Origin of the sequence: Streptomyces tauricus, from assembly GCF_014650955.1 — a bacterium.
GTDB classification, from domain to species: domain Bacteria; phylum Actinomycetota; class Actinomycetes; order Streptomycetales; family Streptomycetaceae; genus Streptomyces; species Streptomyces tauricus.
Window position 1 is genome coordinate 1 of sequence record NZ_BMVY01000027.1, and the last position, 26,467, is coordinate 26,467.

Sequence of the window (26,467 nt, forward strand, 5' to 3'; positions counted from 1 at the left end):
ATCACCACCATCATCTGCATGCGCGCCCCCGGCATGACGATGTTCCGTATGCCGATCTTCGTATGGAACGTGCTGCTCACCGCGGTCCTGGTGCTGCTCGCCTTCCCCGTGCTCGCCGCCGCGCTGTTCGCGCTGGAGGCGGATCGGCAATTCGGGGCCCATATCTTCGATGCCGCGAATGGTGGGGCGTTGCTGTGGCAGCACTTGTTCTGGTTCTTCGGGCATCCGGAGGTGTACATCATCGCGTTGCCGTTCTTCGGCATCATCAGCGAGGTCATCCCGGTCTTCTCCCGCAAGCCGATGTTCGGCTACATGGGCCTGATCGGCGCGACCATCGCCATCGCGGGTCTGTCCGTGACGGTGTGGGCGCACCACATGTACGTCACCGGCGGTGTGCTGCTGCCGTTCTTCTCCTTCATGACGTTCCTCATCGCCGTGCCGACCGGCGTGAAGTTCTTCAACTGGATCGGCACCATGTGGCGGGGCTCGCTCTCTTTCGAGACGCCGATGCTGTGGGCCACCGGCTTCCTGATCACCTTCACCTTCGGTGGTCTGACCGGTGTCATCCTGGCCTCGCCGCCGATGGACTTCCACGTCTCGGACTCGTACTTCGTGGTGGCGCACTTCCACTACGTGGTCTTCGGCACGGTCGTCTTCGCGATGTTCTCCGGCTTCCACTTCTGGTGGCCGAAGTTCACCGGCAAGATGCTCGACGAACGCCTCGGAAAGATCACCTTCTGGACGCTGTTCATCGGCTTCCACGGGACGTTCCTCGTTCAGCACTGGCTGGGCACGAACGGGATGCAGCGGCGGATTCCCGACTATCTGGCCGTGGAAGGGCTCACGTTCCTCAACACGGTCTCCAGCATTTTCTCCTTTGTCCTCGGGCTGTCCCTGCTGCCGTTCTTCTACAACATCTGGAAGACGGCGAAGTACGGCGCGAAGGTCGAGGCCGACGATCCGTGGGGGTTCGGCCGTTCGCTGGAGTGGGCCACGTCCTGCCCGCCGCCGCGGCACAACTTCGTCGTCCTGCCGCGTATTCGTTCGGAGTCACCGGCATTCGATCTGCACCATGGGGTGCTCGGTGACCGCGATGGATGACCCAGTTCCCCGCGCCCCTTCAAGGGCGCGGGGAACTGCGCAGGGCACCCCACCGGGGTGCACCCGAGGACGTGCCCGGCGGTTGGTGTGTCCGGCGGTCAGGTCACCGTGATGTGGACCGTCAGCTCGTCGGCCCCCGGCGTGCCCACCGTTTCGACGGTGACTCCCGTCCACTTGCCGTCGGGCAGGTCGAGTGGGGGTTCCGTCTTTTCGCCGACCGTGTTCCTGTCCCCGAACGGGTACAGGTCGTCGCTGTCCCCCCGGTTGCCCCGGCCGAACATCCGCGAGAGGTCGCCCTTGCCGTCGGCCTGGAGGAGCTCTATGGCGAGGTTCTGCTCGTCGTTGACGTTGTCGATCGACTCGTCGACGACGTACACGGCGACCCCCTCGTCGGGCAGGAAGGCGTCCTGCCCGCGCCGGCGCCGGTACTCGACGAGGATGTACTGGCTGTCGGACATCGTCTCGGGGTTCTGGACGAACACCGCGCCGCCGTCCTCCGCGGCGGGCCGCAGCCTGATGTCGCGGGTGGTCTTGTTCACCACCTGCGGCTCGATCCAGCCGTGGAACATCCGCAGCATGGCCGTCGGGAACACCGGGGTGAGTCCGCCGTTGCCCCAGGAACCACCCGCCATGAGGCAGTAGTTGCCGAGCCCGGCCGACCGGGTCAACTGCTGCTGTCCGGTGTCGTAGTAGTCGGCCCAGCGCGCCGCGAGGTGCCCCCACTCATGGGCGCAGACGCCGACGGCGCAGTCCTCGGGCACGGTCAGGAACGTGCGGACCGACAGGCCCGGCGCGACCTCGACCCCGTCGGGGATCGTCCACTTGAGGCTCCACAGGTCCCCGCGCTGGGTCGTCTGCTCGGCGCCGCGTCCGGCATGGATGATGAACAGCGCGGTGACGACACCCTCGCCGAGCGCGTCGAAGGACGTGAAGTCGACCCCGGCGGCACGCGCCGCCAGTACGGCGTCGCGCGCCAGCCCCTGGGTGTTGCGTGGGAAGTTGGCGTTCATGCCCGAGTTGCCGTCGGCGTAGAACGACAGCGGCTGCGGCATCCGGAACCAGCCGTGCACCGCGCCCTGGATGTCGATGCCGGTACTGGGCGAGGTGTCGAAGCCGCTGACCTGGCGGTAGAAGGAGCGCATGCTGCCGGTCGGGAACTCGTCCAGGCCGAAGAGCATGCTGTCGTAGTGGCCGGGGCCGTGGTCGGCCTCGTGCGGCTGGTCGGGGAAGTCGACGAGCAGCACCAGTGTCCTGACCGTGCCCCGGAGTTGGGCGGCGGGGCGGGTGATCAGCTGCTTGTCGGTGCTGGGGCCCGAGTCGATCGCCCCGTCGTCGAGACCGACGAGGTTCTCGCCCCGTCGGCCCGCGCGCCAGACGGAGTAGTACTCCTCGAAGGTCGTGTTCCTGGGCAGGCGGCGTTCTTTGCGCAGTTCGAGATAGCGGGCGTACAGCTGTGCCAGGGCTTGCGGCGACAGCGGTACGGGGCAGGCGGCGGCACAGTCGTGGGCCGGTCGTACAGGGCTGAGCGTATGACGCATCAGGCACCCCCTTCAGGGGACGAACCCCTCTTTGCCGGATACGGAGGATCCAGAAGAAACCGGCCCTGATGAGGCCGTACGCCCTCTCATATCCGGGGGTGCCCCCGCTGTCAACGTCCTTCCGGAGCGCGGTCGTTGGGGCCGGTGAAGCGGAACTCCCCCGTCCCGCCCCTGGGCCGCCGTCAACCCAGTCTCGTGGCCGCCCAGTTCGCCAGCTCCGTGCGTGCCGCGTCGAGCAGCGTCGTGGACGGGGCCGTCGCGCCGTTGGTGACCAGGGCGTAGTGCAGGACGCCCGAGTCCGCGGCGGTCAGCAGGAGTCGGCGACTGCCCGTGCTGCCCGGTTCGCGCGCGGCCGCGATCGGTGTGGTCCTGGTGTACGCGGGCGGCGAGGCCGTCACCCCGAGGTCCGAGACGACCGTCGTGGAGGCGGTCGGGAAGGAGGCGGGAAGGTGCAGTTCGGTGGGCTCGGCGCTGCCGTCCGAGCGCCACACGTGGAGCGCGTACTGGCCGGAGCCGACCAGTTCGGCCACGCGCGGCAGGGAGTTGGGGACGGGGTTCCAGGTGAGGGTGGTGGAGCCGTCCCGTGATCGGTCCTCGTAGGTGAAGGCGACCGTCCTGCCCGCCGTGGCGCTCGGGTAGACGCGGTCGAGGAGCCGGGCGTCCTGGCGCAGCACGGCCGCCCCGGAGTCGTCGAGGCGTACGGCGGAGAGGTCCTCGTCGTTCCAGGCGTCACCGGCGGTGAGCACCTTGTCGGGGTTGCCGTTCATCAGCTCGTGGTGGCGGCCGTTGTAGATGTCCCACTGCCACTGGGAGCCGGACAGGACGGGGCCCGACTGGGTGGGACTGGTCCACCAACTGCCGCCCTTCACGCGGGAGTCGAGGGCCTGGTACATGGCTTTGAGGACGGTCGGCGCCTTGTCGGAGACGGTGCCGGCGAGGGGGTGGCCGAACTCGCTGACGACCGCCGCCGTGCCGGTGGCGGCGGCCCGGTCGCGCACGGTGCCGAAGTCGCCCACGTACTGCCCGTTCTCCGCCTTGCCCCACATGAAGACGCCCGAGATCGCCTTCTGGTCGTAGAAGTGGGTGTTGAAGACATAGCGCGGGCCGAAGGTGCCCGAGTCGAGGAGGCCGCCCTCCTGCTTCTGGAAGTCGATGTTGGCGTTCCAGAAGAGGTTCGGTTCCACGAAGGCGGGCTTGTCCTGCCAGCCCGCCGCGTCCATCCGCGCCCGGAACTTCACGTAGAACGGCCAGAGCACGTCCTTCTCCCACGCCCGGCTCGTCTGCCCCGAGTCGTAGACGCCGGCGTGCGGCTCGTTGTACGGGTCGAAGCCGACGACGCCCGCGAACTGGGCGTCGCTCAGGTGCTGTTCGACGTACGCCATGGTGGTCTGCGCGGTGGTGAGGAAGGCGTCCTGGAGGCCGTGGGCGTTGTGCCAGAAGTCGTACGTCGCCTCCGTGACGGCCGCGTTCGAGGTGATGTTCTGGCCCCAGAAGGGGCAGATGCCGCAGTACTCGTCCGGGTAGTCGCCCGCGTCGACGGCCCACTTGGGGGCGCCGTCGCCCGTGTACCAGCTGTCGGGGTCGAAGAGGTGGCGCGAGTAGAGGTCCTGGTGGAAGTCGGGGTAGATCTTGATCCCGGCGTCCAGGAAGGCGCCCATCTGGGCCGTGGCCGCGGCGAGGTAGGCGGTGTCCACCTGGCCGCGCACCGGTTCGGCGTACGCCCAGGAGAGCAGGAAGCGCACCGAGTTGCCGCCGCCGAGGGCGCGCAGCGCGGTCGCCGACTTCCTGGCGTCGGCGACCGAGGCGAACGGCAGGCCGCGGTTCTCCGCCAGCTTCGTCTCGCCGGAGACGTTGTAGCCGCGCAGCACGACCTCGCGGCCGAGCCCGTCGGTGAAGCGGCCGTTGTGGACCGTGAGGGTCGCGGCGGCGGCCGGGTCGAACCACAGGTCGTCCGGGAGGGCGGTGGCGGACGGGGCTCCCGCGGTCGACAGGAGACCGGTCACAAGGACGAGGACGCCGAGCAGATGCGCACGCAACTTCGACATGTTCACAACAGTCCCGTGCGTCTCTTCGGCCCGTCAAGGTTCCTGACCTGAGAGTAAGTCACCTTTTCCGGAAGGTTGTTGTGGTACTCGTCCGCCTCCGGGCCGGTTCGGGTTCAGACCCGCCGGGTCACATTGAGGAGGTACTCCTTGCGGTTGAGGGGATTGTGGTCGGTGCGCGGCCGCTGAGGGATGTGGCAGCGGCCGACCGGCGCGTAGTGGTCGAAGGCCGCCTCCAGTTCGCCCTCGCCCCGGGTCAGCCCCGGCAGGCGCTGCTCCAGTTCGTGCACCTGTGCCGCGGGAATCGACCACTCCAGTACGCACGCCCCGCCCCGGGTCTCCGTCACCTGCGGCACGGCCCGCAGTCCGGCGAGGACCGGAAGGAGCGCGCCCAGCGTGTCCGCGGGGGCTTCGAGGCGGATGCGGTGCATCGGCTCGTACACCTGGGTGCCGGCCCGGCGCAGCGCGTCCATGAGGACGAGCGGGGTGAGGCCGCGGAAGTCCGCGCCCGTGCTCGACATGCTCTTGTCGAAGCCCTGGTGCGCGTGGCTCTGCCGGGGCGAGTAGCCGGAGTGCGTCATCGTGACCGTGCAGTCGGTGACCTGCCAGCCGTGGATTCCCTGGTCCAGTACCTCCTTCACGGTGTCCTCGACGGCCTTGAAGAAGGCGTACGGCATGCCCCCGAGTTCGACCTCCAGCCGGAACTCCACGCCGGAGCCGACCGGCGCCGGGTCGACGCGCAGTCCGACGGTGGCGAGGAACGGGTTGGCGTCCTTGCCGTTGAACTCGACCGCCTCTCCGCTGCCGACGGGCCGCTCGACGCAGATCGTCGTCGTCTCGCGGAAGCCGACGTCGAGGCCGAACTCGTCGGCGAGGGTCGCCTGGACGACCTCCTTCTGCACCTCTCCGTAGAGGGACACGGAGATCTCCTGCCGCGTCTCGTCGTACCGCAGGTCGATCAGCGGGTCCTGCTCGGCGAGCTGGGTCAGGGCGGTGTGCAGGGCGCCCTTGTCGCCGGGCCGGCTCGGGACGACGACCGTTTCGAGCGTGGGCGGCGAGAAGTGCTGCGGCCCCGCCGGCCCCGCTGATCCCCCTGGTCCCGATGACCTCAGCGTCCCCGCCGTCCCCGCCGGGTCTCCCGACTGCTCGCCCGGTACGCCGATGGTGTCGCCGATCCTGACGTCGGCGAGGCCCCGGAGCGTGCCGATCCGCCCGGCGGTCACGGACGTCTCCCGCCGGGCCGAGCCCCGCTCGAAGACGTCGATCGCGGTGACCTTGCCCTGGCGGAGGACGCCCTCGCCGCCGTCGCCGAACGTCAGCAGATCCCGCGTGCGGACGGTCCCCGAGAACATCCGCACGTACGCGATCTTCTCCCCCGCCGGTCCCCGCTCGACCTTGAACACGCTTGCGGACACCGGGCCGTCGGGCCTGCCCCCGGCGGCCGGCAGCAGGTCCCTGATACCGGAGATCAGGTCGTCCACACCCGCGCCCGTCATGGCGGAGCCGAAGAAGACCGGATGGACCCGCGCCCGCCCGGTCTGTTCGGCGAGCGCCGCGCGGAGCCGGCGGTACGGGACCGTGTCGTCCTCGACGTACGAGGCGAGGAGTTCGTCGTCGTGCGCCGCCAGGACGTCGAGCAGGGCGGCCGTACCCGTATCCGTACCCGTTCCGGCCCCCGTGTGCGGGATCGCCCGGGCGGCGCGCGTGCCGAGGCCGTCGACCAGGCCCATCGGCACGATCGCCGGGGTGAGCCGTTCGGCGACGCTCCGCAGCACGCGGTCCGTGTCGGCGCCGCGACGGTCGATCTTGTTCACGAAGATCAGGGTCGGGATGCGCAGCCGCCGCAGCGTCCGCATCAGGACGCGGGTCTGCGCCTGGACGCCCTCCACGGCCGAGATCACGAGCACCGCGCCGTCGAGTACGCCCAGCACCCGCTCCACCTCGGCGATGAAGTCCGGGTGGCCGGGAGTGTCGATGAGGTCGACCGTGACGTCGTCGATCTCGAAGGAGACGACGGCGGACTTGATGGTGATGCCACGCTGTCTTTCCAGCGCGAGGGAGTCGGTCTGTGTGCTGCCGTCGTCGACGCTGCCGATCTCGTCGATGATCCCGACGGTGTGCAGCAGCCGCTCGGTCAGGCTGGTCTTACCTGCGTCGACATGGGCCAGAATGCCCAGGTTCAGTGCGTGCACCGCGTGTCATGTCCTTTGTGATGAGGGGGATTCCTTCCTGGGCGGACATGAAAGATGCGCGCATTGCTGCTCCTTGATCCCGGACGACGACAGTGCCTTGCGGCTGATCCCGTGCAGTGCAGCAGGCGGTGGCGTCCGGCGGCAACGGATTAACGCTCAACAAAGGCCTGTCATGGCACTCGCCCCTCCCGGAACACAGTCCTAGAGTGACGCCCATCACGTCCGGTGGCTGATTTCCCACGCACCCTCGCGCGGTTCCCTGGGAGGGCACATGACCCGAATCTCGGTGACGGTGGACGGCACGAAGTACGAGGACGACGTCGAACCCCGTCTTCTGCTGGTCCACTACCTGCGTGACCGGCTGGGCCTGACCGGCACCCCCGTTGGCTGCGACACCTCCAACTGCGGGGCCTGCACGGTCGACCTGGACGGAGCGACCGCGAAGAGCTGCTCGGTGCTCGCGGTCCAGGCCGACGGGAGCGAGGTGACCACCGTCCAGGGGCTCGCGGTGAACGGGGAGTGGCATCCCCTCCAGAAGGCGTTCCACGAGCGGCACGCCCTGCAGTGCGGATACTGCACCCCCGGCATGATCATGGCCGCGCGCGGCCTTCTCCGGGAGAACCCGGCGCCGAGCGCGGACGACGTACGCCACGCCCTGGAGGGCAACCTCTGCCGCTGCACCGGCTACCAGAACATCGTGCGCGCGGTCCTCGACGCGGCGGGCGCCACCGAGCCCTCGGCCCAGGAGGTGGCCCCATGAGCGAGCGGACCGGCGAGCGCGAGGTCGGACGGTCCCGCCCGCGCAAGGAGGACGCCCGGCTCGTCACCGGACAGACCACCTGGACCGACAACATCGGCGTCACCGGCCTGCTGCACCTGGCGATCCTGCGCAGCCCGATGGCCCACGCCCGCATCGAGCGGGTCGACGTCACGCCCGCCCTCGAACGGCCCGGTGTCGTCGCCGCGTTCACCGGCCGCGACTTCGCGGAGCTGGCCTCGCTGCCGTGCGCGTGGCCGGTGACCGAGGACATCGTGCTGCCCGGCCATCCGGCCGTGGCGGTCGACGAGGTCAGGTACGCGGGCGATCCGGTGGCGGTCGTCGTGGCCCGCGACCGGTACACGGCCGCCGACGCGCTGGAAGCGGTCGAGGTCGACTACGAACCGCTGCCCCCGGTGCTCGACCTGGAGGCCGCGCTCGCAAACGACGCGTCACTGGTCCACGCGGACAAGGGGACCAACCGCTGCTTCGTCTGGCCGCTGGCCACGGGCGAGAGGTACGAGACGGTCAGGGAACGCGCCGATGTCGTCCTGCGCCGCCGCTACCACCAGCAGCGGCTCATCCCCAACGCCATGGAACCGCGGTCGGTCGTCGTCACCCCGCTCGCCACGTCCGGCGAGTACACCGTGTACTCGGCCACCCAGATCCCGCACGTCCTGCGCGTGATGCTCGCCATGGTCACCGGTGTCCCCGAGCACAAACTCCGGGTGGTCGCCCCCGACGTCGGCGGCGGTTTCGGCTCCAAACTGCAGGTGTACGGCGAGGAGGTCATCGCCCTCGACCTCGCCCGGCGCCTGGGCCGGCCCGTCAAGTGGACCGAGTCCCGCTCCGAGGGCTATCTCGCCACCCATCACGGGCGGGGCCAGATCCAGGACATCGAGGTCGCCGCGACGCGCGAGGGCAGGCTGCTCGGTCTGAAGGTCGACCTGCTCGCCGACATGGGCGCGTATCTGATGCTCGTCACGCCGGGTATCCCGATCCTCGGCGCCTTCATGTATCCGGCGATCTACAAGATGGACGCCTACGACTTCACCTGTACGGGGGTGTTCACGACGCGGACGCCCACGGACGCGTACCGGGGTGCGGGGCGCCCGGAGGCCACGTACGCCATTGAGCGGATCATGGACGAGCTGGCCGTCGAAGTGGGCCTCGATCCGGTGGAGTTGCGGCGCCGGAACTGGATCGGGCACGAGGAGTTCCCGTACACGTCCATCTCGGGGCTGACCTACGACAGCGGCAACTACGAGGCCGCCACCGACAAGGCGCTCGCCCTGTTCGGGTACGACGAGCTGCGGGCCGAGCAGGCCAAGCGCAACGAGAGCGGTGACTCGGTGCGGCTCGGCATCGGGGTGTCCACGTACACCGAGATGTGCGGGCTCGCGCCGAGCCGGGTGCTGCGGGATCTGCGGTACGCGGCCGGCGGCTGGGAGGCGGCGAGCATCCGGATGCTGCCCACCGGCAAGGTCGAGGTGGTCACCGGGACCAGTCCGCACGGGCAGGGGCACGAGACCTGCTGGAGCCAGATCGCCGCCGATGTGCTCGGGGTGCCCTTCGAGGACGTGGAGGTCGTGCACGGCGACACCAGGTCGGCGCCGCAGGGCATGGACACGTACGGGTCGCGGTCGCTGGTCGTCGGGGGCGCGGCCGTGCATCACGCGGCGGAGAAGGTGGTCGACAAGGCGCGGAAGGTGGCCGCGCATCTGCTGGAGGCCGACGAGCGCGACCTGGAGTTCACGGACGGGGTGTTCTCGGTGAAGGGGTCGCCCGAGGAGCGCCGGACGATCCAGGAGGTCGCCTTCGAGACGTTCTCCTCGCACGACCTGCCCGACGGCATGGAGCCGACCATCAACGCCGAGCACCTGCTCGACCCGGAGAACTTCTCCTACCCGCACGGCACCCATCTGTGCGCGGTCGAGATCGACACGGAGACCGGGCGGACGTCGATCCGCAGTTACGTCTGCGTGGACGACGTCGGCAAGGTGATCAACCCGGTGATCGTCGAAGGACAGGTGCACGGCGGGCTCGCCCAGGGCATCGCGCAGGCGCTCTACGAGGAGGCCGTGTACGACGACGAGGGCAACCTCGTGTCGGGCACGATGGCCGACTATCTGGTGCCGGGCGCGCCGGACCTGCCCGAGTTCACGACCGACCGCACGGAGACGCCCGCCACCTCGAACCCCTTGGGTGTCAAGGGAGTCGGGGAGGCGGGGACGATCGCCTCCACACCCGCCGTCGTCAACGCGATCGTGGACGCGCTGCGGCCGCTGGGCGTCCACGACGTGCGGATGCCCTGCTCACCGGGGCGCGTCTGGGAGGCCCTGCGGTCCGCGCAGTCGGACCGGTCCGGGTGGGAAGGGGCGGAGCGGTCATGATTCCTCCGGCCTTCGAGTACACCCGGCCCCGCAGCGTCGAGGACGCCGTACGCACGCTCGCCGACGCGGGCGAGGACGCGAAGGTCCTCGCCGGCGGGCAGAGCCTGCTGCCGCTGCTGAGGATGCGGCTCGCCTTCCCGGAACTGGTCGTCGACGTGGGCCGGATCCCCGGGCTGCGCGGGGTCCGCGAAGAGGGCGAGGCGCTGGTCATCGGCGCGCTGACCACCCACCACGACGTCATCGCCGACCCGCTGGTACGCCGGCACGCGGGCCTCCTGGCCGCGGCGGCGGCCACGGTCGCCGACCCGGCCATACGCCATCGGGGCACCCTCGGCGGCTCGCTCGCCCATGCCGATCCCGGCGGCGACCTGCCCGCGGTGGCGCTCGCGCTGGACGCGGAACTGGTCGCGGTCGGGCCGGAAGGCCAACGGGTCGTCCCGGCGGGGGAGTTCTTCGTCGACTTCCTCCAGACCGCCCTGCGGCCCGACGAGTTGCTGGTGGAGGTGCGGGTTCCGAAGACCGGCGAGTCCGACGGCTGGGGTTTCCACTACGAGAAGTTCAGCCGGGTGGCGCAGGCCTGGGCCATGGTCGGGGTGGCGGCACTCGTGCGACGCGAGGACGGCCACATCGCGGAGGCCCGGATCGGCCTCACCAACATGGGCTCCACTCCCCTGCGGGCCTCCGCCGCCGAGGAGGCGCTGGCGGGCGCGGACCCTGACGGGGTGGCGCGGGCCGCGCAGTCGGCGGCCGAGGGGACACGGCCGGCCGCCGAACCGGGCGTCTCCGCCGAGTACCGGGCGCAGTTGGCGCGGGTGCTCACGCGGCGCTCGGTGCTGGCCGCCGCGGGGATGGGGTGAGGCCGATCGCACGCGAGGAGCCGCGGGACGGGGGCGCGGCCGAAGGCGGGGGCGGCGGCCGGCCCGGCTGGCCGGCCGGGCCCGACGAGGTGCGGGTCCGGCTCGAACAGAGCGGGTATCTCGTCGACGACGGGCTGGCGGTCGCCTGTTTCCTGGCCCTGCGGCTGCGTCGGCCGATCTTCTGCGAGGGCGACGCGGGCGTGGGGAAGACCGCGCTGGCGTCAGCTCTCGCCACCGCCCTGGACGCTCCGCTGATCCGCCTCCAGTGCCACGAGGGCATCGACGCCTCCCAGGCGCTGTACGACTGGGACTTCCCGCGCCAGCTGTTGCACCTGCGGGCGGCCGAGGCGGCCGGTGTCACCGACGCCGACCGGCTGGAGGACGAGCTGTACGGGCGGCGGTTCCTGATCGCCCGGCCGCTGCTGCGGGCTCTGGAGACCCAGTCGTGTGTGCTGCTCGTCGACGAGATCGACCGCGCCGACGACGAGTTCGAGGCCTTCCTGCTGGAGCTGCTGTCCGAGTACACGGTGACGATCCCCGAACTCGGCACCCTGCGCGCGCAGTCGCCGCCGGTCGTGGTGCTCACCTCCAACCGGACCCGTGAGGTGCACGACGCGCTGAAGCGGCGCTGCCTCTACCACTGGTTCGACCATCCGGGCTTCGCCCGTGAACTCGCCATCGTGCGGCGGCGGGTGCCGGCTGCTTCGGCGCGGCTCACCGAGCAGGTGACCGCCCTCGCGCAGGCCCTGCGGGCGCAGGAGCTGGTCAAGCCGCCAGGAGTCGCGGAGACCATCGACTGGGCGGAGGCGATGGCCGCGCTGGGTGCCACGGAGGCCGACGCGGAGCTGGCGGTGGCCACACTGGGGTCGGTGCTGAAGTACCGGGAGGACCTGGAGCGGGCCCGCGGCCTCGACCTGACGGCGCTGCTCGCGGTGCGTGGGGCGTGAGTCGCGACATGGACATGAGCGCGCGAGAGGCTGTCGACGCGTCCGCCCTGTCAGGTGTGGACGCGCCCGCCGTGCTGGTGGGCTTCGCCCGCGCCCTGCGGGCCGCCGGGGTCGACGCGGGACCCGATCGCGTCCAGGCCCTGATCGGCGCGCTCGCTGTGCTGCGGCCCGGGGTGCGGTCCGACATGTACTGGTCGGGGCGGCTCACCCTGTGCGGGAGCCGGGACGATCTGGAGCGGTACGACCGGGTGTTCGCCGCCTACTTCGGGGGCGCGAGGCCCGGGGGCCGGGCGGTACGCGCCGCTCCCGCCACGCGGCTGCGGGTGGCCGTGCAGGAGGCCGGACCTGTTCCCCGTACCGGCGGTGCGGGCGAGCGGGAGGCCGGGCCCGCGGCGGTGCTCGCCAGTTCGGCCGAGGTGTTGCGGCACCGGGACTTCGCGGGACTCACCGAGGTGGAGCGGGGTCAGCTGCGGCGGCTGCTCGCGGTGTTCGCGCTGCGCGGCGAGCCCCGGCGGACCGCGCGGCTGCGGCCGGCCCGGAAGGGGGTCGTCGATCCCCGGCGTACCGTGCGGGAGATGCTGCGGCGGGGCGGCGAGCCCGCGCCTCCCCTGCGGCGGGCGCGGGCCGAGCGGCCGCGGCGGGTGGTGCTGCTGGTGGACGTGAGCGGTTCGATGGCGGCGTACGCGGACGCGCTGCTGCGGTTCGCGCACGCCGCCGCGCACGGCGGCCGGGTGCGCACGGAGGTCTTCACCATCGGGACACGGCTGACGCGGGTGACCCGTGAGCTGGCGCACCGCGACCCCGACACCGCGCTGGCCGCGGTCGCGGCGGCCGTACCCGACTGGCGCGGCGGCACCCGGCTCGGTGAGCTGCTGCGGGACTTCCTCGACCGGTGGGGGCAGCGCGGCATGGCGCGCGGCGCGGTGGTCGTCGTGCTGTCCGACGGCTGGGAGCGTGGCGATCCGGAACCCCTCGCCGTCCAGATGCGACGCTTGCACCGGCTGGCGCACCGGGTGATCTGGGCCAATCCGCGCAAGGCCCGCCCCGGATACGCGCCCCTGGCCGCCGGAATGGCGGCGGCGCTGCCGAGCGTCGACGCGTTCGTCGAGGGCCACAGTCTGGCCGCGCTGGAACGTCTGGCCGCGGTGGTGAGAGGAGCGGACGATGCGTGAGATCCTCCTGGCGCTGGGCCGGTGGTACGCGGAGGGCTCCCCCTTCGGGCTCGCCACCGTCGTCGACGTCAGCCGGAGCGCGCCCCGGGACCCCGGCGCGTCCATGGCCGTCGGACCCGGTGACGAGGTCGTGGGCAGTGTGTCCGGCGGCTGTGTAGAGGGCGCGGTCTACGAACTGGCCCAGGAGGTCGTCGCGTCGGGCGAGCCCCGGCTTGAGACCTTCGGGTACAGCGACGAGGACGCGTTCGCCGTCGGGCTGACCTGCGGCGGGGAGATCACCCTCCTCGTACGGCCCGTGACGGCCGCCCTCGATCCGTCCTTCGGGGCGGTCGCGGAGTCGGTGGCCGCGGGCCGCCCGGTGACCGTGGCGACGGTGATCGACGGCCCGGCACAGCGCGGCGCGACCCTCGCCGTCTGGGCGGACGAGGTGTCCGGCACGCTCGGCACGACGGGCCTGGACGTGGCCGTGACCGCCGACGCGCGAGGCGAACTGGCCCTGGGCGCCACCGGCAGGCGGCACTACGGACCGCACGGTGAGCGGCGCGAGGACGCGGTGACGGTCTTCCTGCACTCCTTCGCTCCCCCGCCGCGCATGCTGGTCTTCGGGGCGATCGACTACGCGGCGGCGGTGGCGCGGATCGGCGCGTTCCTCGGCTACCGGGTCACGGTGTGCGACGCGCGGCCCGTCTTCGCCACCCCGAAACGCTTCCCGCGCGATGTCGAGGTCGTCGTCGAGTGGCCGCACCGCTTCCTGCAGAAGACGGACACCGACGAGCGGACGGTGATCTGTGTCCTCACCCATGACCCCAAGTTCGACGTGCCGCTCCTGGAGGAGGCGCTACGCCGCCCGGCCGCGTACATCGGGGCGATGGGCAGCCGGCGTACGCACGACGACCGGATGAAGCGGCTGCGGGACGGCGGGCTCGACGCGGCCGAACTGGCCCGGCTGCGCTCACCGGTCGGCCTCGACCTCGGGGCCCGTACGCCCGAGGAGGTGGCCGTGTCCGTCGCCGCGGAGATCGTCGCGCTGCGCTGGGGCGGCAGCGGCGCCCCGCTGGCGGCGACCGACGGGGAGATCCACCCGCGACGGCCGTAAGGGCTAGGCGCGCGGTGGCAGGCGGTGCAGTTCGACGTCGTCGAGGCCGCCGTCCGTCACCGTCGCGGTCATGTACGTGCAGTGCGGCTGGCGTCTGCGGTCGGTGGGCGAGCCCGGGTTGAGCAGGCGCAGTCCGGTGGCGGTCGTGGTGTCCCAGGGGATGTGGCTGTGGCCGAAGACCAGGACGTCGAGGTCGGGGAAGCGTTCCGCGCACCGGCGTTCGCGGCCCTGGGCGGCGCCGGTCTCGTGGACGACCCCGAGGCGCAGGCCGTCGAGGTCGGCGCGGGCGATCTCGGGGAGGCGGGCCCTCAGCTCGGGGCCGTCGTTGTTGCCGTACACGCCGATGAACCGGTGCGAGCGGCTTTCCAGGAGGTCGAGGGTCGCGGTGTCCACCCAGTCGCCGGCGTGGATCACGACGTCGGCGCGCGGGAGTTCGTCGAGGAGCCGCGCGGGGAGTTCCTTGGCGCGCTTGGGGAGGTGGGTGTCGGACATGAGGAGGAGGCGCATGGAGTGAGTCTCCTCGCTCGGTATCGTCGCCGGATCTCTGCCGGTTCTCTTTGCCGGTTCTCTTTGCCGCCCGGTTTTCTCGCTCAGTCGCCGACGGGCTCGATCAGGGGGAGTTCGGCCCAGACCTGTTTGCCGCCGCTGACAGGAACGGTTCCCCAGGTGGCGGAGAGGGCCTCGACCAGCAGTATGCCGCGGCCCCCGGTGGCCTCCCAGCCGATGCTCGTGGGCTTGATCGGGGAACGCGGTGAGGCGTCGACGACGGCGACGCGCATGCGGTTGTTGATGAGGGTGAGGTCGAGGCGGACCTGGCCCTCGGTGTGCACGAGGGCGTTGGTGACGAGTTCGGAGACGACCAGGAGGACGGCGTCGGGTTCGTCCCTGACACCCCAGCCACGCAGGGCGCGCCGGGTGAAGCGGCGGGCGTGGCGGACCGCCTCGGGGACGCGCCACACGGTCCAGCTCTCGCGCAGCGGCCGCAGGTCCAGGCCGTCGTAGCGCATGAGGAGCAGGGCCACGTCGTCGCTGCGGTTGGCGTCCGCGAGGAGGGCGTCCGCGACGAGTCCTAGGTGGGCGGGGTCGGCGGCGGCCAGTTGGCCGGCCAGCCGGTCCAGGCCGTCGTCCAGTTCGAGTTCGGCGGACTCGACGAGGCCGTCCGTGGTGAGGGCGATCAGGGTGCCGGGCTGCAGCGGCAGCGGGCTCATCGGGAAGTCGGCCTGGGTGATGACCCCGAGGGGCGGCCCGCCCTCCGTGACGACGATGTCGGTGGTGCCGTCCGGGTGCCGCAGGACCGGCGGCAGATGTCCGGCCCGTACGCACCAGGCCGTGCCCTCCGCCATGTCCACGTCGACGTAGCAGCAGGTGGCGAAGAGGTCGGTCTCCATGCCCATGAGGAGCCGGTTGGCGTGCGAGACGACCACGTCCGGGGGGTGGCCCTCGACGGCGTACGCGCGCAGGGCGGTACGCATCTGGCCCATCAGGGTGGCGGCCTGGGCGTTGTGTCCCTGGACGTCGCCGATGACGAGGGCGACATGGTTGTCGGGCAGCGGGATGACGTCGTACCAGTCGCCGCCCACCTCCAGGCCCGCCGTGGTGGGCAGATAGCGGGCGACCGCCTCGGCACCGGGCAGCGGCGGCAGCCTGCGCGGCAGGAGGGTGCGCTGGAGCATGCCGACGAGTTCGTGTTCGGCGTCGAAGGCGTGGGCGCGCATCAGGGCCTGGCCCGCGAGACCCGCGGAGGCGGTGAGCAAGGCGCGTTCGTCGGGGCCGAAGTCGTGCGGGGTGTCCCAGCCGATGAGGCAGGCACCGGCCATCCGGCCGCCGGCGGGCAGGGGCAGGACCGCGAGCCCGCCGGGGCCCACGTCGGCCAGCGCGGGCTCCAGCGGGGTGCCGGCGGGCCAGAGCGCCGTGCGGCCCTCCCGCAGGGCGGCCTCCAGCGTCGGCATGGTGCGCACGGGCGCGTCGGGCCACTCCGAGCGCCACTCGGTGCGCCACACCTCGGGCCAGGCCTCCGGCTCCGGCGGGTCCAGGACGGTGACGACGAGCCGGTCGCCCTCCAGTTCGGCCAGGGCGATGCGGTCGGCGTTCAGGGGGCGGCGCAGAGCGGTGACGACCGCCTGGCCCACGTCGTGGACGGTGCCCGCGGTGGCGAGGGCGGCGGCGAGCCGCTGGACCCGGGCCACCTCGTTGCCGCCTGAGCGCAGCTTCGAGGCGTCGGCGACGGTGCCCACCAGCCGGGACGGGCGGCCGTCGGCGGCGGGCAGCAACCGGGCGCGCAGTCTCAGCCAGCGCTGCTCGCCGGAGGGCTGGAGGATGCGGAACTCCAGCTCCCGCTCGCCGACGGAGATGTGGTCGGCCTCCACGACGGACATCAGCATGGGCAGGTCCTCCGGCACGGCCATGCTCAGCAGCGTCTCGACCTTGCCGTCGAAGTCGTCGGGGACGAGTCCGAACAGCTCCAGCATCTCGTCGTCGACCTCGACGCGGCCGGAGTCCATGGCGAGGCTGAAGGAGCTGCTGGGCAGCTCCTCCGGGTCGCCGGTGCCGGACGGGGGCGGGAAGGAGACCGCCTCGGCGAACAGCTCAAGGCACTTGCGGTCCTCGGTGTCGAAGCCGCCCGGGCTCTCGCTCACGGCCACCAGGCAGCCGCCGCCGCGCGGGTCGGGGGGCAGCGGCAGGGCGGCCAGCCAGTGGTCCCCCGCCGGGGCGGGCCGGGCGCCGGGGAGCGCGGCCAGCTCCGCCGGGCCGAGCCACAGGGGCTGCGCGGCGCGATAGGCGTCGGCCGCGGGTGAGCCGCCGGAGAGCGGGTAGCTGTCGCGGACGCCGTACAGGGCCCGGGGGACGCCCGCGGACTCGATCAGACACAGCTGGTCACCACGGTCCCCCGGGGCGTACACGAGGGCGAGGCTCGCACCGCCGTACACGAGTGCCTGTTCGAGCACGCTCCGCAGCCGTTCGGGTGAGCCGAGGTCCGTGCGGAGCGCCTTGAGGGCAAGTTCGGCACGCAGCGTTCTCGTGCCGCGTCCCGCATCGCCCTCACTGACCACGTCCGTCATTAGAGCGCTTCCGGGACGTGGGCGCAGCCCCTGTGAACGTCACGAAGTGGGGCGGCCCGTCGGCCGGACGTCCACGAGGCCCCTCCCGTGGGCCCTTCGGCGGCGTCACGGAGAGTTTCCGGGGCCTGCCGGGGATACCGCCGACAGGGGTCACGCTGCGTAGAACGGCGCGCGGAACCGGCACTGGGGGCGCCCGCCACGGGCGCGGTGGTGCACCGGGCACCCGGGCACCCTCGCCGTGCGGGAACCGCTCCCACGGGGGAGCCTTGATCCCTGGGCTCCTTCGCGTGCCCGAGGGTGGAGGTGGTCGGCGTGTCCCACTGGCAGGCGTCCGGGCCGCCGTCCCGGGCCGCCCCGGAGCCGGTCGGCCGGCCGTTGCTCTCCCTGACCCTGGCCACGCTCATGGACGATGTGCAGGCGCACTCGGGCGCGGTGTACCTGCTGACGCCGGGCGAGCCGGTGCTGGAGATGGCGGTGATGGCCGGGCTGCCCCGGGCGTTCGCGGCGCCCTGGGAGCGGCTGGGGCTGAGCGCGCCGGTCCCGGTGGCTGAGGCCGCGCGTGACCGGCGGCTCGTGTGGGTGGGCGGCGAGCAGGACATGGCCCGGCGCTATCCGCGGATCTCGGTGGTCCTGCCGTATCCGTTCGCGCTGGCCGCGCTGCCGGTGGCGACGGACCGGGCCACGTACGGGGCGATCTTCGTGACCTGGCCGGGCGCGCACCCCGGGGAACTGTCGGACCGGGAGCGTGAGCAGCTGACGGCCGCCTGCGACGGGCTCGCGGCGCAGCTGGAGCGTGTCCACGAGACGGGCCGGCAGATCCGGCCCGAGCCCGATCTGCTCTCCCCCGCGCCGCTCGCTAATGTGCCGGGCACCCTCGGCACGGTCGAGGCCTCGCGGATGGTGGCGCGTCTGCCGTACGGGCTGTGCGCGCTGGATCTGCGGGGGCGGATCACCTTCGCCAACGCGGCCTCGGCCGAACTGCTGGGGCTGCCGGTCAGCGCCCTGCTGGGCACCCAGCTGTGGGCGTCGGTGCCCTGGCTGAACGACCCGGTCTACGAGGACCGCTACCGTGCCGCGCTGCTCAGCCAGCAGGCGACGTCGTTCGTGGCGCTGCGGCCCCCCTCGGACTGGCTGTCGTTCCGCCTCTATCCCAGTACGAACGGGCTGAGCGTGCGCATCACCCGGGCCAGGGCCGTGGCGCGGGAGGGTCCCGCGGCCTTCCAGCACGGGGAGACCGGTACACGCCTCGTGTCCATCTCGCAGGTGCTGAGCCTGGCCGGGGCGCTCACCCAGGCGGTGGGTGTGCAGGACGTGGTGCAGCTCGTCGCCGACGAGATCGCCCCCGCCGTGGGCAGCCAGGGGCTGGTGATGCTCGGCTCGGAGGCGGGCCGGCTGCATGTCCTCGGGCAGCGCGGCTATCCGGACCCGCGGGAACTGGAACGGTTCGACGGGATGCAGCTCAGCGATCCCTCGCCCGGTACGACCGCCCTGGTCAGCGGTGTGCCGGCCTTCTTCGCCTCCCGCCGTGAACTGGCGCAGGTCTATCCGGACCAGCGGCCCGCGGGCGACATGGCGGCCTGGGCGTATCTGCCGCTCATCGCGTCCGGGCGGCCGGTCGGCACGTGTGTCCTCGCGTACACCGAACCGCATCCCTTCCCGGCCGACGAGCGTGCCGTGCTGACCAGCCTCAGCGGGCTCGTCGCGCAGGCCCTCGACCGGGCCCGCCTCTACGACGCGAAGCACCGGCTGGCCCACGGGCTGCAGGCCGCGCTGCTGCCGCACTCGCTGCCGTCGCTGCCCGGTATCGAGGCCGCCGCCCGCTATCTGCCCGCCACCCAGGGCATGGAGATCGGCGGGGACTTCTACGACCTGGTCCCGACCGGCGCGGAGGCCACGGCGGAGGCCGCCGCGGTGATCGGGGACGTGCAGGGGCACAACGTCACGGCGGCGGGCCTGATGGGACAGATCCGTACCGCCGTACGCGCCTACACGACCGTGGGCCAGTCGCCGGGCGAGGTCATGAGCAGCACCAACCGGCTGCTGATCGACCTGGGCACCGAGTTGTTCGCGAGCTGTGTCTATCTGCGTCTCGACCCGGCGCACGGGCGGCTGGTGATGGCCCGCGCGGGGCATCCGCCGCCGCTGCTGAGGAGGCCGGACGGCAAGGTGCGGGTGCTCGACCTGGCGGGCGGTCCGCTGCTGGGCATCGACGCGGACGCCGTCTACCCGACGACCGACGTGGCGCTGCCGCCCGGTTCGCTGCTCGCCCTCTACACCGACGGGCTGATCGAGTCCCGGGGCGTCGACATCGAGGACGCGCTGGCGGGGCTCGCGGAACTCCTCGCCGAGATCGGCGACCGCCCCCTGGACGAGGTGGCCGACAACCTGGTCCACCACAGCGGCACGGCAACCCAACGCCTGGACGACGTGGCGGTACTACTCCTACGCGCCAAGCGCCTATAAGGGGCGCGGCCCACCCTCACCAGGAGCCAGGCTGCTACCGCACCCACACACCGGGCCCCGTTAGGGGCGCGGGGAACTGCGCGGCCAGCACCGACCCGGGGCCACCTGCTACCACGCCCCCACGCCGAGGCCCCGCAAGGGGCGCGGGGAACTGCGCACCACACCCCCACCGGCAGCCGGGAAAGCTACCGCGCCCACACGCCAGGTCCCCGTTAGGGGGCGCGGGGAGCTGCGCAGCCAGCCCGCACGGCCCCCGCCCCAGGGCCCCACACACGGAGCGGCCCGATCCTCCCGCCGGAGGACCGGGCCGCTCCGAACGGCTCCGCTACGGGCACACGGTCAGATCACTGGTCGTGACCCGAACCATCACCCGCCGCGTCGCCCGCCTGCTGACCGGCGTCACCGGCCTGCTCCTCGCCCCCGACGGCGTCACCGCCGACCGCGTCACCACCGGCCCCGGCTTCCTCACCGGCACCGGCCTGCTCACCAGCGCCCGCTTCCTCACCGGCGCCAGCCTCCTCGCCCGCGCCGGCCTCTTCACCTGCGCCCGCTTCCTCACCGGCCCCGGCCGCGTCACCCGCGCCGAGCGTCGCGCCCACCGCGGCCAGCGCCGTGGTCACCGGCTGGAAGAACGTCTCGCCGCCGACGGTGCAGTCGCCGCTGCCGCCCGAGGTCAGGCCGATCGCGCTGCCCTCCGCGGTGAAGAGCGAACCGCCGCTGTCGCCGGGCTCGGCACAGACGTTGGTCTGGATGAGGCCGGTGACCGTGCCCTCCGGGTAGTTCACGGTGGCGTCGAGGCCCGTGACCTGACCGTCGTTGAGACCGGTGGTGCTGCCCATCCGGATGACCGTCTCACCGACTGCGGCATCCGCCGCCGCCAGGATCTCCACGCTCTGCTCGCCGGTGTTCACCGTGCTGGGAGCCACGGTCGCCGGGTCGTCGTACTTGACGAGCGCGAAGTCACCGGCACCGGGGAACGTGGCGGCCTCGACCGTGCCGATCGGCGCGCCGTCCTGCGCGTCCGACCATTCGGCGGCGGCGACACCGCAGTGGCCCGCGGTCAGGAAGGCGGGGCTGCCGTCGTCGGCGACGACGTTGAACCCGAGCGAGCAGCGCGCGCCGCCGCCGAAGATGGCGTCGCCGCCCTCGACGAACGTCTTGAACTCACCAGCGGACTTCTTGATGGTCGCCACGCCCGCGCCGAGGGTCTGGACGGTCGACTCCAGCTGGTCCCACTTCGCACCTGTGACGGTGCTGTCGGCGGTGACCTGGATCTTGTTCGTCCGGGGGTCGACGGCCCAGGAGGTGCCGGGGATGGTCGCGTCGGCCTTCAGTGTCTGCGACGCCGCCTTGAGTTCGGCGGTGCTGTTCTCGACCTGGCGGACCACCGCACCCTTCTTCTCCGCCAGGATGATGTTGTTGTTGTCGCCCACGACGTTGATGATGAGCTGCTGCTTGCCGGAGTCGTAATACCCACCGGCATAGTCTTCACCGAGCAGTTCGGCCAGTTGAGAGGCGAGGTCAGACGCGTCCGCGGCCTTCAGCGTTCTGGGGGCGGCACCTTCCGTCGCATCGGTCTGGGACGCCATCGCGTTGGGCAGGACGAGTGCCGCCGCGCCGAGCGCGACCACGCTTCCTGCGGCTATGACGGCCTTGCGCTTCGGTATCCGCTTGTGACTCAACTTCTTGACCTCCTGGGGACTGGGGGTCCGAGCCGCCGGATGACGGCTGACTGCGGGCGCCTGGATGGCTGTTGATACGCAGGCGGCACGTGGGGCGTTCAACGCTCTTCCTCAACTTCCTTTGCGAAAGCGCGATTCGGCCGCGCCGGATGTACGGGCCGCGGCGGCGGGGATCAGCGGCCCCATGACGCTGACCACCACGGATACCGACCGGCTCCGCACGGACGGCGTCACCCCCGCTCGGCGCACTTCGGCACGCCTCGGCACGTGAAGTCGTCGGCGACACCGGGTGCGCCCCGAATCGACGCCTTGATCGGAGCCCCGAAGGCGAAAGGACGACAGTGACCGGAATACGGCCACATGGCCCTCGGTCCGCGCCCGTTCATTCGGGTGCATTCGGGCCTGTTCCCGTGACGTCACAGGAAATCCGGCACCCTCGCTCGATCCCCGGGGATCCCCCAATTGATCCCCCATTGGAACTCCCTGTCCCATAGGCCTACCTTCGATACATGTCGAAGATTCTTTTCGTAGTGACCGGTGCCGATTTCTGGACTCTCGCGGACGGCACGAAGCACCCGACCGGATTCTGGGCGGAAGAGGCCGTCGCCCCGTACGAGGCCTTCAAGGCGGCCGGCCACGAGATCGTCGTGGCCACCCCGGGCGGCGTCACCCCGACGGTGGACAGGGGCAGCCTGGCCCCCGAGCTGAACGGCGGACAGGAGGGCGCGGACAGGGTCGCCGCCACCCTCGCCTCGTTCGACGAGCTGCGGCGCCCGATCCGGCTTGAGGACGTGGACCTCGACGCGTACGCGGCCGTCTACTACCCCGGCGGCCACGGCCCCATGGAGGATCTCGCGGTCGACGCCGACTCGGGCCGCCTCCTGACGCGCGCCCTGGAGTCCGGCAAACCGCTCGGGGTGGTCTGCCACGCCCCGTCCGCGCTGCTGGCCGCCACCAAGGAGGACGGGGGCAACGCCTTCGCCGGGTACCGCCTGACCGGGTTCACCAACATCGAGGAGACGCAGGCCGGGTTCGCGGACAAGGCCAAGTGGCTGCTCCAGGACCGCCTGGTGGAGATCGGCGCCCATTTCCAGGAGGGCGAGCCGTGGGCCCCGTACGTGGTCGTCGACCGCAATCTCGTGACCGGCCAGAACCCCGCCTCCTCCGCGCCGCTCGCGGCCGAACTCCTCAGGATGCTCGGCTGAAGGTCGGCCGATCACACTCCGCGATCAGCCACTTACCTTCTGTTGATCAGTCGGAGCGGAATCCCGGCTTCAGCAAATCTGCACAGCGAATACGCAGTGGAGTCACGGCACGCGACGAATCCGCACAACGGATCGTCGCGTGCCGCGTCATTGGCGAGGTGTGCCCGATTCAGGTTCCGTCCCGTGTTGCCGAGATGTGGATGACCCCCGGGGCCATGTGAAGAAGTCGCCACCACCCGGTGCGCAGGCCTGCACGGTTGAACCGATTCGGCTCCTGAATGCCCAGATCACATGGCCCGTTGATTGGATGCGCGGCGCGGCACCGTGCTTTGATCCATTGCACCGCGGGGGCCGTTCTTCGGATTTCGTTTTCGGGATCCGGGTGCTCGCGGTCGCGGCCGACCATCTGTCCCCAGAGGGGGCCGCTCCCCCCTTGTGAATATCAATAGGAAGGGAAGTTCATCATGAACTCCACCCCCCAGGTCCAGACCGCCGAGATCTCCGACGCCGACCTCGACAACGTCTCGGGTGGCCTCGCGCTGAACGCCCTCGGCTCCGTCACCGGTGCCGTCAACGGCATCGCCCCCGTCTCCGGCCTGGTCGACACCGTCGTGGGCACCGTGGAGGGCGTGACCGGCCTGAACACCGCCCCGGTCACCGGCCTGGTCGCCGGTCTCTGATCACTTCTGTGATCGCTTAGCGTGCCGTGAGTCCCGGAACCATTCCCCGGTTCCGGGACTCACGGGTTCCCTGTCAACAAGTTCCTCGCAGGTGAGGGAAATCCCGTGCAGTTCCGCCAACAGGCCCTCGCCAAACTGCAGTCGCCGGAGGAACTCGACCTGCCGGTGCGCTTCGCCCGCCCCCAGGGCTGGCTCGTGCTGGCCGTGACGGTCGTCGTCATGGCCGCCGCGTCGGTCTGGGCCGTGACGGGCTCCGTGGCGTCCACGGTGAGCGCGCCCGCCATCCTCACGCACGGCCAAGGCAGTTACCTTCTGCAAAGCCCCGTCTCCGGCCAGGTCACCGCGGTCCTCACCGAGCAGGGCAGGCGGATCAAGGCGAACGCTCCCGTCCTCAAGGTCCGTACGGCGAAGGGCGAGACGGTCGTACGCGGTGTCGCCGCGGGCCGGGTCTCCGCGCTCGCCGCGACCATCGGCGCGATCATCAGCACCGGCACGAACGTGGCGGCCGTGGAGAAGGTCGCCGGCGCCGACGACCCCTTGTACGCGACGGTGTACGTGCCCGCCGAGAACGCCGCCACGATCCCCGCGAACGCCCCCGTCGACCTGACCGTCCAGTCCGTGCCGACCCAGGAGTACGGGGTGCTGCGCGGCCATGTGAAGTCGGTGGACCGCGCCGCCCAGTCACCCCAGCAGATCGCCGCCTTCCTCGGCGACAGCCAACTGGGCGAGCAGTTCACCAAGAAGGGGAGGCCCGTGGCCGTCCTCGTCCGGCTCGACACCTCGTCCGGCACGAAGTCCGGCTACAAGTGGTCGTCAGCCGAGGGCCCGCCGTTCCGGCTCGACTCCATGACGATGGCCTCCGGTTCGATCCGTCTGGACGACCAGCGCCCGATCGATTGGCTGCTGCCGTGACCGCACCCCAGGACACGTCACCCCAGGACACCTCGTCCGCCACGCACACCACGGGTACCGAACTGCCGCCGCCCGTACGGGGCCGGCGCCGAGCGGCGCCGCCCAAGCGCACGGTCCCCACGGGCCGGGGGCGGCGCGTCCGTACGCCCACCGTCCTCCAGATGGAGGCCGTGGAGTGCGGCGCCGCCTCCCTCGCGATGGTCCTCGCCCACCACGGGCGGCACATCCCGCTGGAGGAACTCCGTATCGCCTGCGGTGTCTCGCGCGACGGCTCGCGGGCCAGCAACCTGCTGAAGGCGGCCCGCAGTTACGGTCTGACGGCCAAGGGCATGCAGATGGACACGGCGGCGCTCGCCGAGGTGCGGGCGCCGGCGATCCTGTTCTGGGAGTTCAACCACTACGTCGTCCTCGACGGGATCGGACGCCGCCTGGGCCGGCGCGGGGTGTACGTCAACGACCCCGCCAAGGGCCGGCGCTTCGTCCCGATGGAGGACTTCGACACCAGTTTCACGGGTGTCGTGCTGGTCCTGGAACCGGGCCCGGACTTCGAGAAGGGCGGCCGCAAGCCCGGTGTCATGGGCGCCATGCCCGCCCGGCTGCGCGGCACCTCGGGCACCATGCCCGCGGCCGTGCTGGCCAGCCTGCTGCTGGTGGCGGTCGGCGCGGCCGTGCCCGCGCTCAGCCGTACGTACATCGACCTGTTCCTGATCGGCGGGCAGACCTCGCTGCTCGGGGTGCTGTTCGCGTCCATGGGCGCGAGTGTGCTGCTGACGGTGGTGCTGACCTGGCTGCAGCAGGCGAACCTGCTGCGCGGCCGGCTGATCTCCTCCACCCTCAGCAGCGCCAAGTTCCTCCGGCATCTGCTGCGGCTGCCGGTCACGTTCTTCTCGCAGCGCAGCCCGGCCGACCTGGTGCAGCGCCTCCAGTCCAACGACGCGGTGGCCGAGACCCTGGCCCGCGACCTCGCGGCGGCGGGCGTGGACGCGGTCGTCGTGGTCCTGTACGCCGTACTGCTCTACACCTACGATCCGCAGCTCACCGCGGTGGGCGTCGCGGTGGCCCTGCTCAACGTGGTGGCGATGCGGGTCGTGATCCGGCTGCGCGCGACCCGTACCGCTAAGTTGCGCGCCGACAGCGCGCGGCTGACGAACACGGCGTACACGGGCCTGCAGTTGATCGAGACGATGAAGGCGACCGGCGGCGAGGACGGCTACTTCCGCAAGTGGGCGGGGCAGCACGCCACCACCCTTGAGGAGCAGCAGCGTCTCGGGGTGCCGAGCGCCTGGCTGGGTGTCGTGGCGCCGACCCTGGCGACCCTCAACAGCGCCCTGATCCTGTGGATCGGCGGGATGCGGGCCGTGGAGGGGCACATCTCCGTCGGTCTGCTCGTCGCGTTCCAGGCGCTGGTGACCCGCTTCACCGCGCCGATCACCCGGCTGAACGGGGTCGCGGGCCGTATCCAGGACTTCGCGGCCGACGTGGCCCGGCTGAAGGACGTCGAGAACTTCGCCGCCGATCCGCTGTACTCGCGGCGCGGCGCGAACGACAGCACCCGCAGGCTGCAGGGCCATGTGGAGCTGGAGAACATCACCTTCGGCTACAGCCCGCTGGACAAGCCGCTGCTGTCCGGGTTCTCGCTGACGGTCGGGCCGGGGCAGCAGGTCGCCCTGGTCGGGGGTTCCGGCAGCGGCAAGTCGACGGTGTCCAGGCTGATCTCGGGTCTGTACGAGCCCTGGGAGGGCGTGATCCGGATCGACGGGCAGTGGCTGGAGGACATCCCGCGCGGCGCGCTCGCGTCGTCCGTGTCCTTCGTCGACCAGGACGTGTTCCTCTTCGAGGGCACGGTCCGCGACAACATCGCCCTGTGGGACCCGTCGGTCCCGGACGAGGCGGTGGTCGAAGCACTGCGGGACGCGGCGCTGTACGACGTGGTGACGCGCCGCCCCGGCGGAATCCAGAGCCGGGTCGAGCAGGACGGGCGCAACTTCTCCGGCGGTCAGCGCCAACGCCTGGAGATCGCCCGGGCGTTGGTGCGCAGGCCCAGCATCCTGGTGCTCGACGAGGTGACGAGCGCGCTGGACGCGGAGACCGAGCAGCTCGTGATGGACAACCTGCGCAGGCGCGGCTGTGCCTGTGTGGTGATCGCGCACCGGCTCAGCACCGTGCGCGACAGCGACGAGATCGTGGTGCTCCAGCACGGCACGGTCGTGGAACGCGGGCGTCACGACGCCCTGGTGGCGGCCGGCGGCGCGTACGCCGAGCTGGTCAGGGAGCGATGAGATGACATCCGCGTACCCGCAGAACGAGTACCAGCAGCCCGCCGGGCAGAGTGCGCCGCACGAGCAGTATCAACAGCCCGTCAGCGAGGGCG

18 protein-coding genes are annotated in these 26,467 nt (G+C 71.5%); 12 read left to right on the forward strand and 6 right to left on the reverse strand.

What is annotated here, in order from left to right:
• The coding region (locus IE278_RS30685) for a cytochrome c oxidase subunit I (RefSeq protein ID WP_189776701.1) at window positions 1–1,101 on the forward strand (1,101 nt) is incomplete at its 5' end.
• A gap of 98 nt (window positions 1,102–1,199) precedes the next feature.
• Here the strand turns inward: IE278_RS30685 and IE278_RS30690 are convergent.
• The 3 genes from IE278_RS30690 to IE278_RS30700 form a co-directional block, all read right to left on the reverse strand.
• Window positions 1,200–2,639 carry a M6 family metalloprotease domain-containing protein gene (locus tag IE278_RS30690; RefSeq protein ID WP_213089756.1) on the reverse strand — a complete coding sequence of 480 codons (1,440 nt, stop codon included), beginning with the start codon at window positions 2,637–2,639 and terminating at the stop codon, window positions 1,200–1,202.
• A gap of 182 nt (window positions 2,640–2,821) precedes the next feature.
• Window positions 2,822–4,684, reverse strand: coding sequence for a cellulase family glycosylhydrolase (locus tag IE278_RS30695; protein WP_189776704.1), 1,863 nt, complete (start codon window positions 4,682–4,684; stop codon window positions 2,822–2,824).
• Between the two features lie 113 nt (window positions 4,685–4,797).
• Entirely contained in the window at window positions 4,798–6,873 is a 2,076-nt protein-coding gene (locus IE278_RS30700) for an elongation factor G (protein WP_189776706.1), read from the reverse strand.
• A 271-nt stretch (window positions 6,874–7,144) separates the two neighbouring features.
• Here IE278_RS30700 and IE278_RS30705 point away from each other — a divergent pair, with 271 nt between their 5' ends.
• The 6 genes from IE278_RS30705 to IE278_RS30730 are packed head-to-tail and all read left to right on the forward strand — an operon-like array spanning window position 7,145 to window position 14,095.
• The gene (locus IE278_RS30705; RefSeq protein ID WP_189776708.1) at window positions 7,145–7,633 is read left to right on the forward strand and encodes a (2Fe-2S)-binding protein; all 489 of its coding nucleotides are present in this window, start codon (window positions 7,145–7,147) and stop codon (window positions 7,631–7,633) included.
• Complete coding sequence (locus tag IE278_RS30710) at window positions 7,630–10,023, forward strand: xanthine dehydrogenase family protein molybdopterin-binding subunit (protein ID WP_189776710.1); 2,394 nt, start codon at window positions 7,630–7,632, stop codon at window positions 10,021–10,023. The genes IE278_RS30705 and IE278_RS30710 overlap by 4 nt, the downstream gene beginning before the upstream one ends.
• Window positions 10,020–10,880 (forward strand): FAD binding domain-containing protein, encoded by an 861-nt coding sequence (locus IE278_RS30715; RefSeq protein WP_189776712.1) that lies wholly within the window; start codon window positions 10,020–10,022, stop codon window positions 10,878–10,880. The genes IE278_RS30710 and IE278_RS30715 overlap by 4 nt, the downstream gene beginning before the upstream one ends.
• Window positions 10,881–10,885: 5 nt before the next feature.
• Window positions 10,886–11,827: an AAA family ATPase gene (locus IE278_RS30720; RefSeq protein WP_373312124.1), complete on the forward strand. Its 942-nt coding sequence runs from the start codon at window positions 10,886–10,888 to the stop codon at window positions 11,825–11,827.
• 14 nt (window positions 11,828–11,841) lie between these two features.
• Complete coding sequence (locus tag IE278_RS30725) at window positions 11,842–12,999, forward strand: vWA domain-containing protein (RefSeq protein ID WP_189776714.1); 1,158 nt, start codon at window positions 11,842–11,844, stop codon at window positions 12,997–12,999.
• Complete coding sequence (locus IE278_RS30730; RefSeq protein WP_189776716.1) at window positions 12,992–14,095, forward strand: XdhC family protein; 1,104 nt, start codon at window positions 12,992–12,994, stop codon at window positions 14,093–14,095. Before IE278_RS30725 ends, IE278_RS30730 begins: the two co-directional genes overlap by 8 nt.
• 3 nt (window positions 14,096–14,098) lie before the next feature.
• Here the strand turns inward: IE278_RS30730 and IE278_RS30735 are convergent, their stop codons facing one another.
• Window positions 14,099–14,602 (reverse strand): metallophosphoesterase family protein, encoded by a 504-nt coding sequence (locus IE278_RS30735; protein ID WP_189776718.1) that lies wholly within the window; start codon window positions 14,600–14,602, stop codon window positions 14,099–14,101.
• A gap of 83 nt (window positions 14,603–14,685) precedes the next feature.
• Window positions 14,686–17,154 carry a SpoIIE family protein phosphatase gene (locus IE278_RS30740; RefSeq protein WP_189776720.1) on the reverse strand — a complete coding sequence of 823 codons (2,469 nt, stop codon included), beginning with the start codon at window positions 17,152–17,154 and terminating at the stop codon, window positions 14,686–14,688.
• Between the two features lie 303 nt (window positions 17,155–17,457).
• On the opposite strand from IE278_RS30740, the gene IE278_RS30745 reads away from it, so the two are divergent.
• Window positions 17,458–19,617: a SpoIIE family protein phosphatase gene (locus IE278_RS30745; protein ID WP_373312120.1), complete on the forward strand. Its 2,160-nt coding sequence runs from the start codon at window positions 17,458–17,460 to the stop codon at window positions 19,615–19,617.
• Window positions 19,618–19,961: 344 nt separating this feature from the next.
• Here IE278_RS30745 and IE278_RS30750 read toward each other — a convergent pair whose 3' ends face one another.
• On the reverse strand, window positions 19,962–21,299 hold the full coding sequence (locus IE278_RS30750) for a S1 family peptidase (protein WP_189776722.1): 1,338 nt from the start codon (window positions 21,297–21,299) through the stop codon (window positions 19,962–19,964).
• Between the two features lie 509 nt (window positions 21,300–21,808).
• Here IE278_RS30750 and IE278_RS30755 point away from each other — a divergent pair.
• The 4 genes from IE278_RS30755 (at window position 21,809) to IE278_RS30770 (ending at window position 26,375) form a co-directional block, all read left to right on the forward strand.
• On the forward strand, window positions 21,809–22,504 hold the full coding sequence (locus tag IE278_RS30755) for a type 1 glutamine amidotransferase domain-containing protein (RefSeq protein ID WP_189776723.1): 696 nt from the start codon (window positions 21,809–21,811) through the stop codon (window positions 22,502–22,504).
• Between the two features lie 464 nt (window positions 22,505–22,968).
• Entirely contained in the window at window positions 22,969–23,184 is a 216-nt protein-coding gene (locus tag IE278_RS30760; RefSeq protein ID WP_189776725.1) for a type A2 lantipeptide, read from the forward strand.
• A 105-nt stretch (window positions 23,185–23,289) separates the two neighbouring features.
• On the forward strand, window positions 23,290–24,096 hold the full coding sequence (locus tag IE278_RS30765) for an HlyD family efflux transporter periplasmic adaptor subunit (RefSeq protein WP_189776727.1): 807 nt from the start codon (window positions 23,290–23,292) through the stop codon (window positions 24,094–24,096).
• A gap of 161 nt (window positions 24,097–24,257) precedes the next feature.
• Window positions 24,258–26,375 carry an NHLP family bacteriocin export ABC transporter peptidase/permease/ATPase subunit gene (locus tag IE278_RS30770; RefSeq protein WP_246570902.1) on the forward strand — a complete coding sequence of 706 codons (2,118 nt, stop codon included), beginning with the start codon at window positions 24,258–24,260 and terminating at the stop codon, window positions 26,373–26,375.
• Window positions 26,376–26,467 lie beyond the last annotated feature (92 nt).

What these genes read in the sequence shown, in the direction of transcription:
- IE278_RS30690 (WP_213089756.1), bottom strand. Translation starts at nt 2,639, where the DNA reads ATGCGTCATACGCTCAGCCCTGTACGACCGGCCCACGACTGTGCCGCC.
- IE278_RS30695 (WP_189776704.1), bottom strand. Translation starts at nt 4,684, where the DNA reads ATGTCGAAGTTGCGTGCGCATCTGCTCGGCGTCCTCGTCCTTGTGACC.
- IE278_RS30705 (WP_189776708.1), top strand. Translation starts at nt 7,145, where the DNA reads ATGACCCGAATCTCGGTGACGGTGGACGGCACGAAGTACGAGGACGAC.
- IE278_RS30710 (WP_189776710.1), top strand. Translation starts at nt 7,630, where the DNA reads ATGAGCGAGCGGACCGGCGAGCGCGAGGTCGGACGGTCCCGCCCGCGC.
- IE278_RS30715 (WP_189776712.1), top strand. Translation starts at nt 10,020, where the DNA reads ATGATTCCTCCGGCCTTCGAGTACACCCGGCCCCGCAGCGTCGAGGAC.
- IE278_RS30725 (WP_189776714.1), top strand. Translation starts at nt 11,842, where the DNA reads ATGAGCGCGCGAGAGGCTGTCGACGCGTCCGCCCTGTCAGGTGTGGAC.
- IE278_RS30730 (WP_189776716.1), top strand. Translation starts at nt 12,992, where the DNA reads ATGCGTGAGATCCTCCTGGCGCTGGGCCGGTGGTACGCGGAGGGCTCC.
- IE278_RS30735 (WP_189776718.1), bottom strand. Translation starts at nt 14,602, where the DNA reads ATGCGCCTCCTCCTCATGTCCGACACCCACCTCCCCAAGCGCGCCAAG.
- IE278_RS30740 (WP_189776720.1), bottom strand. Translation starts at nt 17,154, where the DNA reads ATGACGGACGTGGTCAGTGAGGGCGATGCGGGACGCGGCACGAGAACG.
- IE278_RS30755 (WP_189776723.1), top strand. Translation starts at nt 21,809, where the DNA reads ATGTCGAAGATTCTTTTCGTAGTGACCGGTGCCGATTTCTGGACTCTC.
- IE278_RS30760 (WP_189776725.1), top strand. Translation starts at nt 22,969, where the DNA reads ATGAACTCCACCCCCCAGGTCCAGACCGCCGAGATCTCCGACGCCGAC.
- IE278_RS30770 (WP_246570902.1), top strand. Translation starts at nt 24,258, where the DNA reads ATGGAGGCCGTGGAGTGCGGCGCCGCCTCCCTCGCGATGGTCCTCGCC.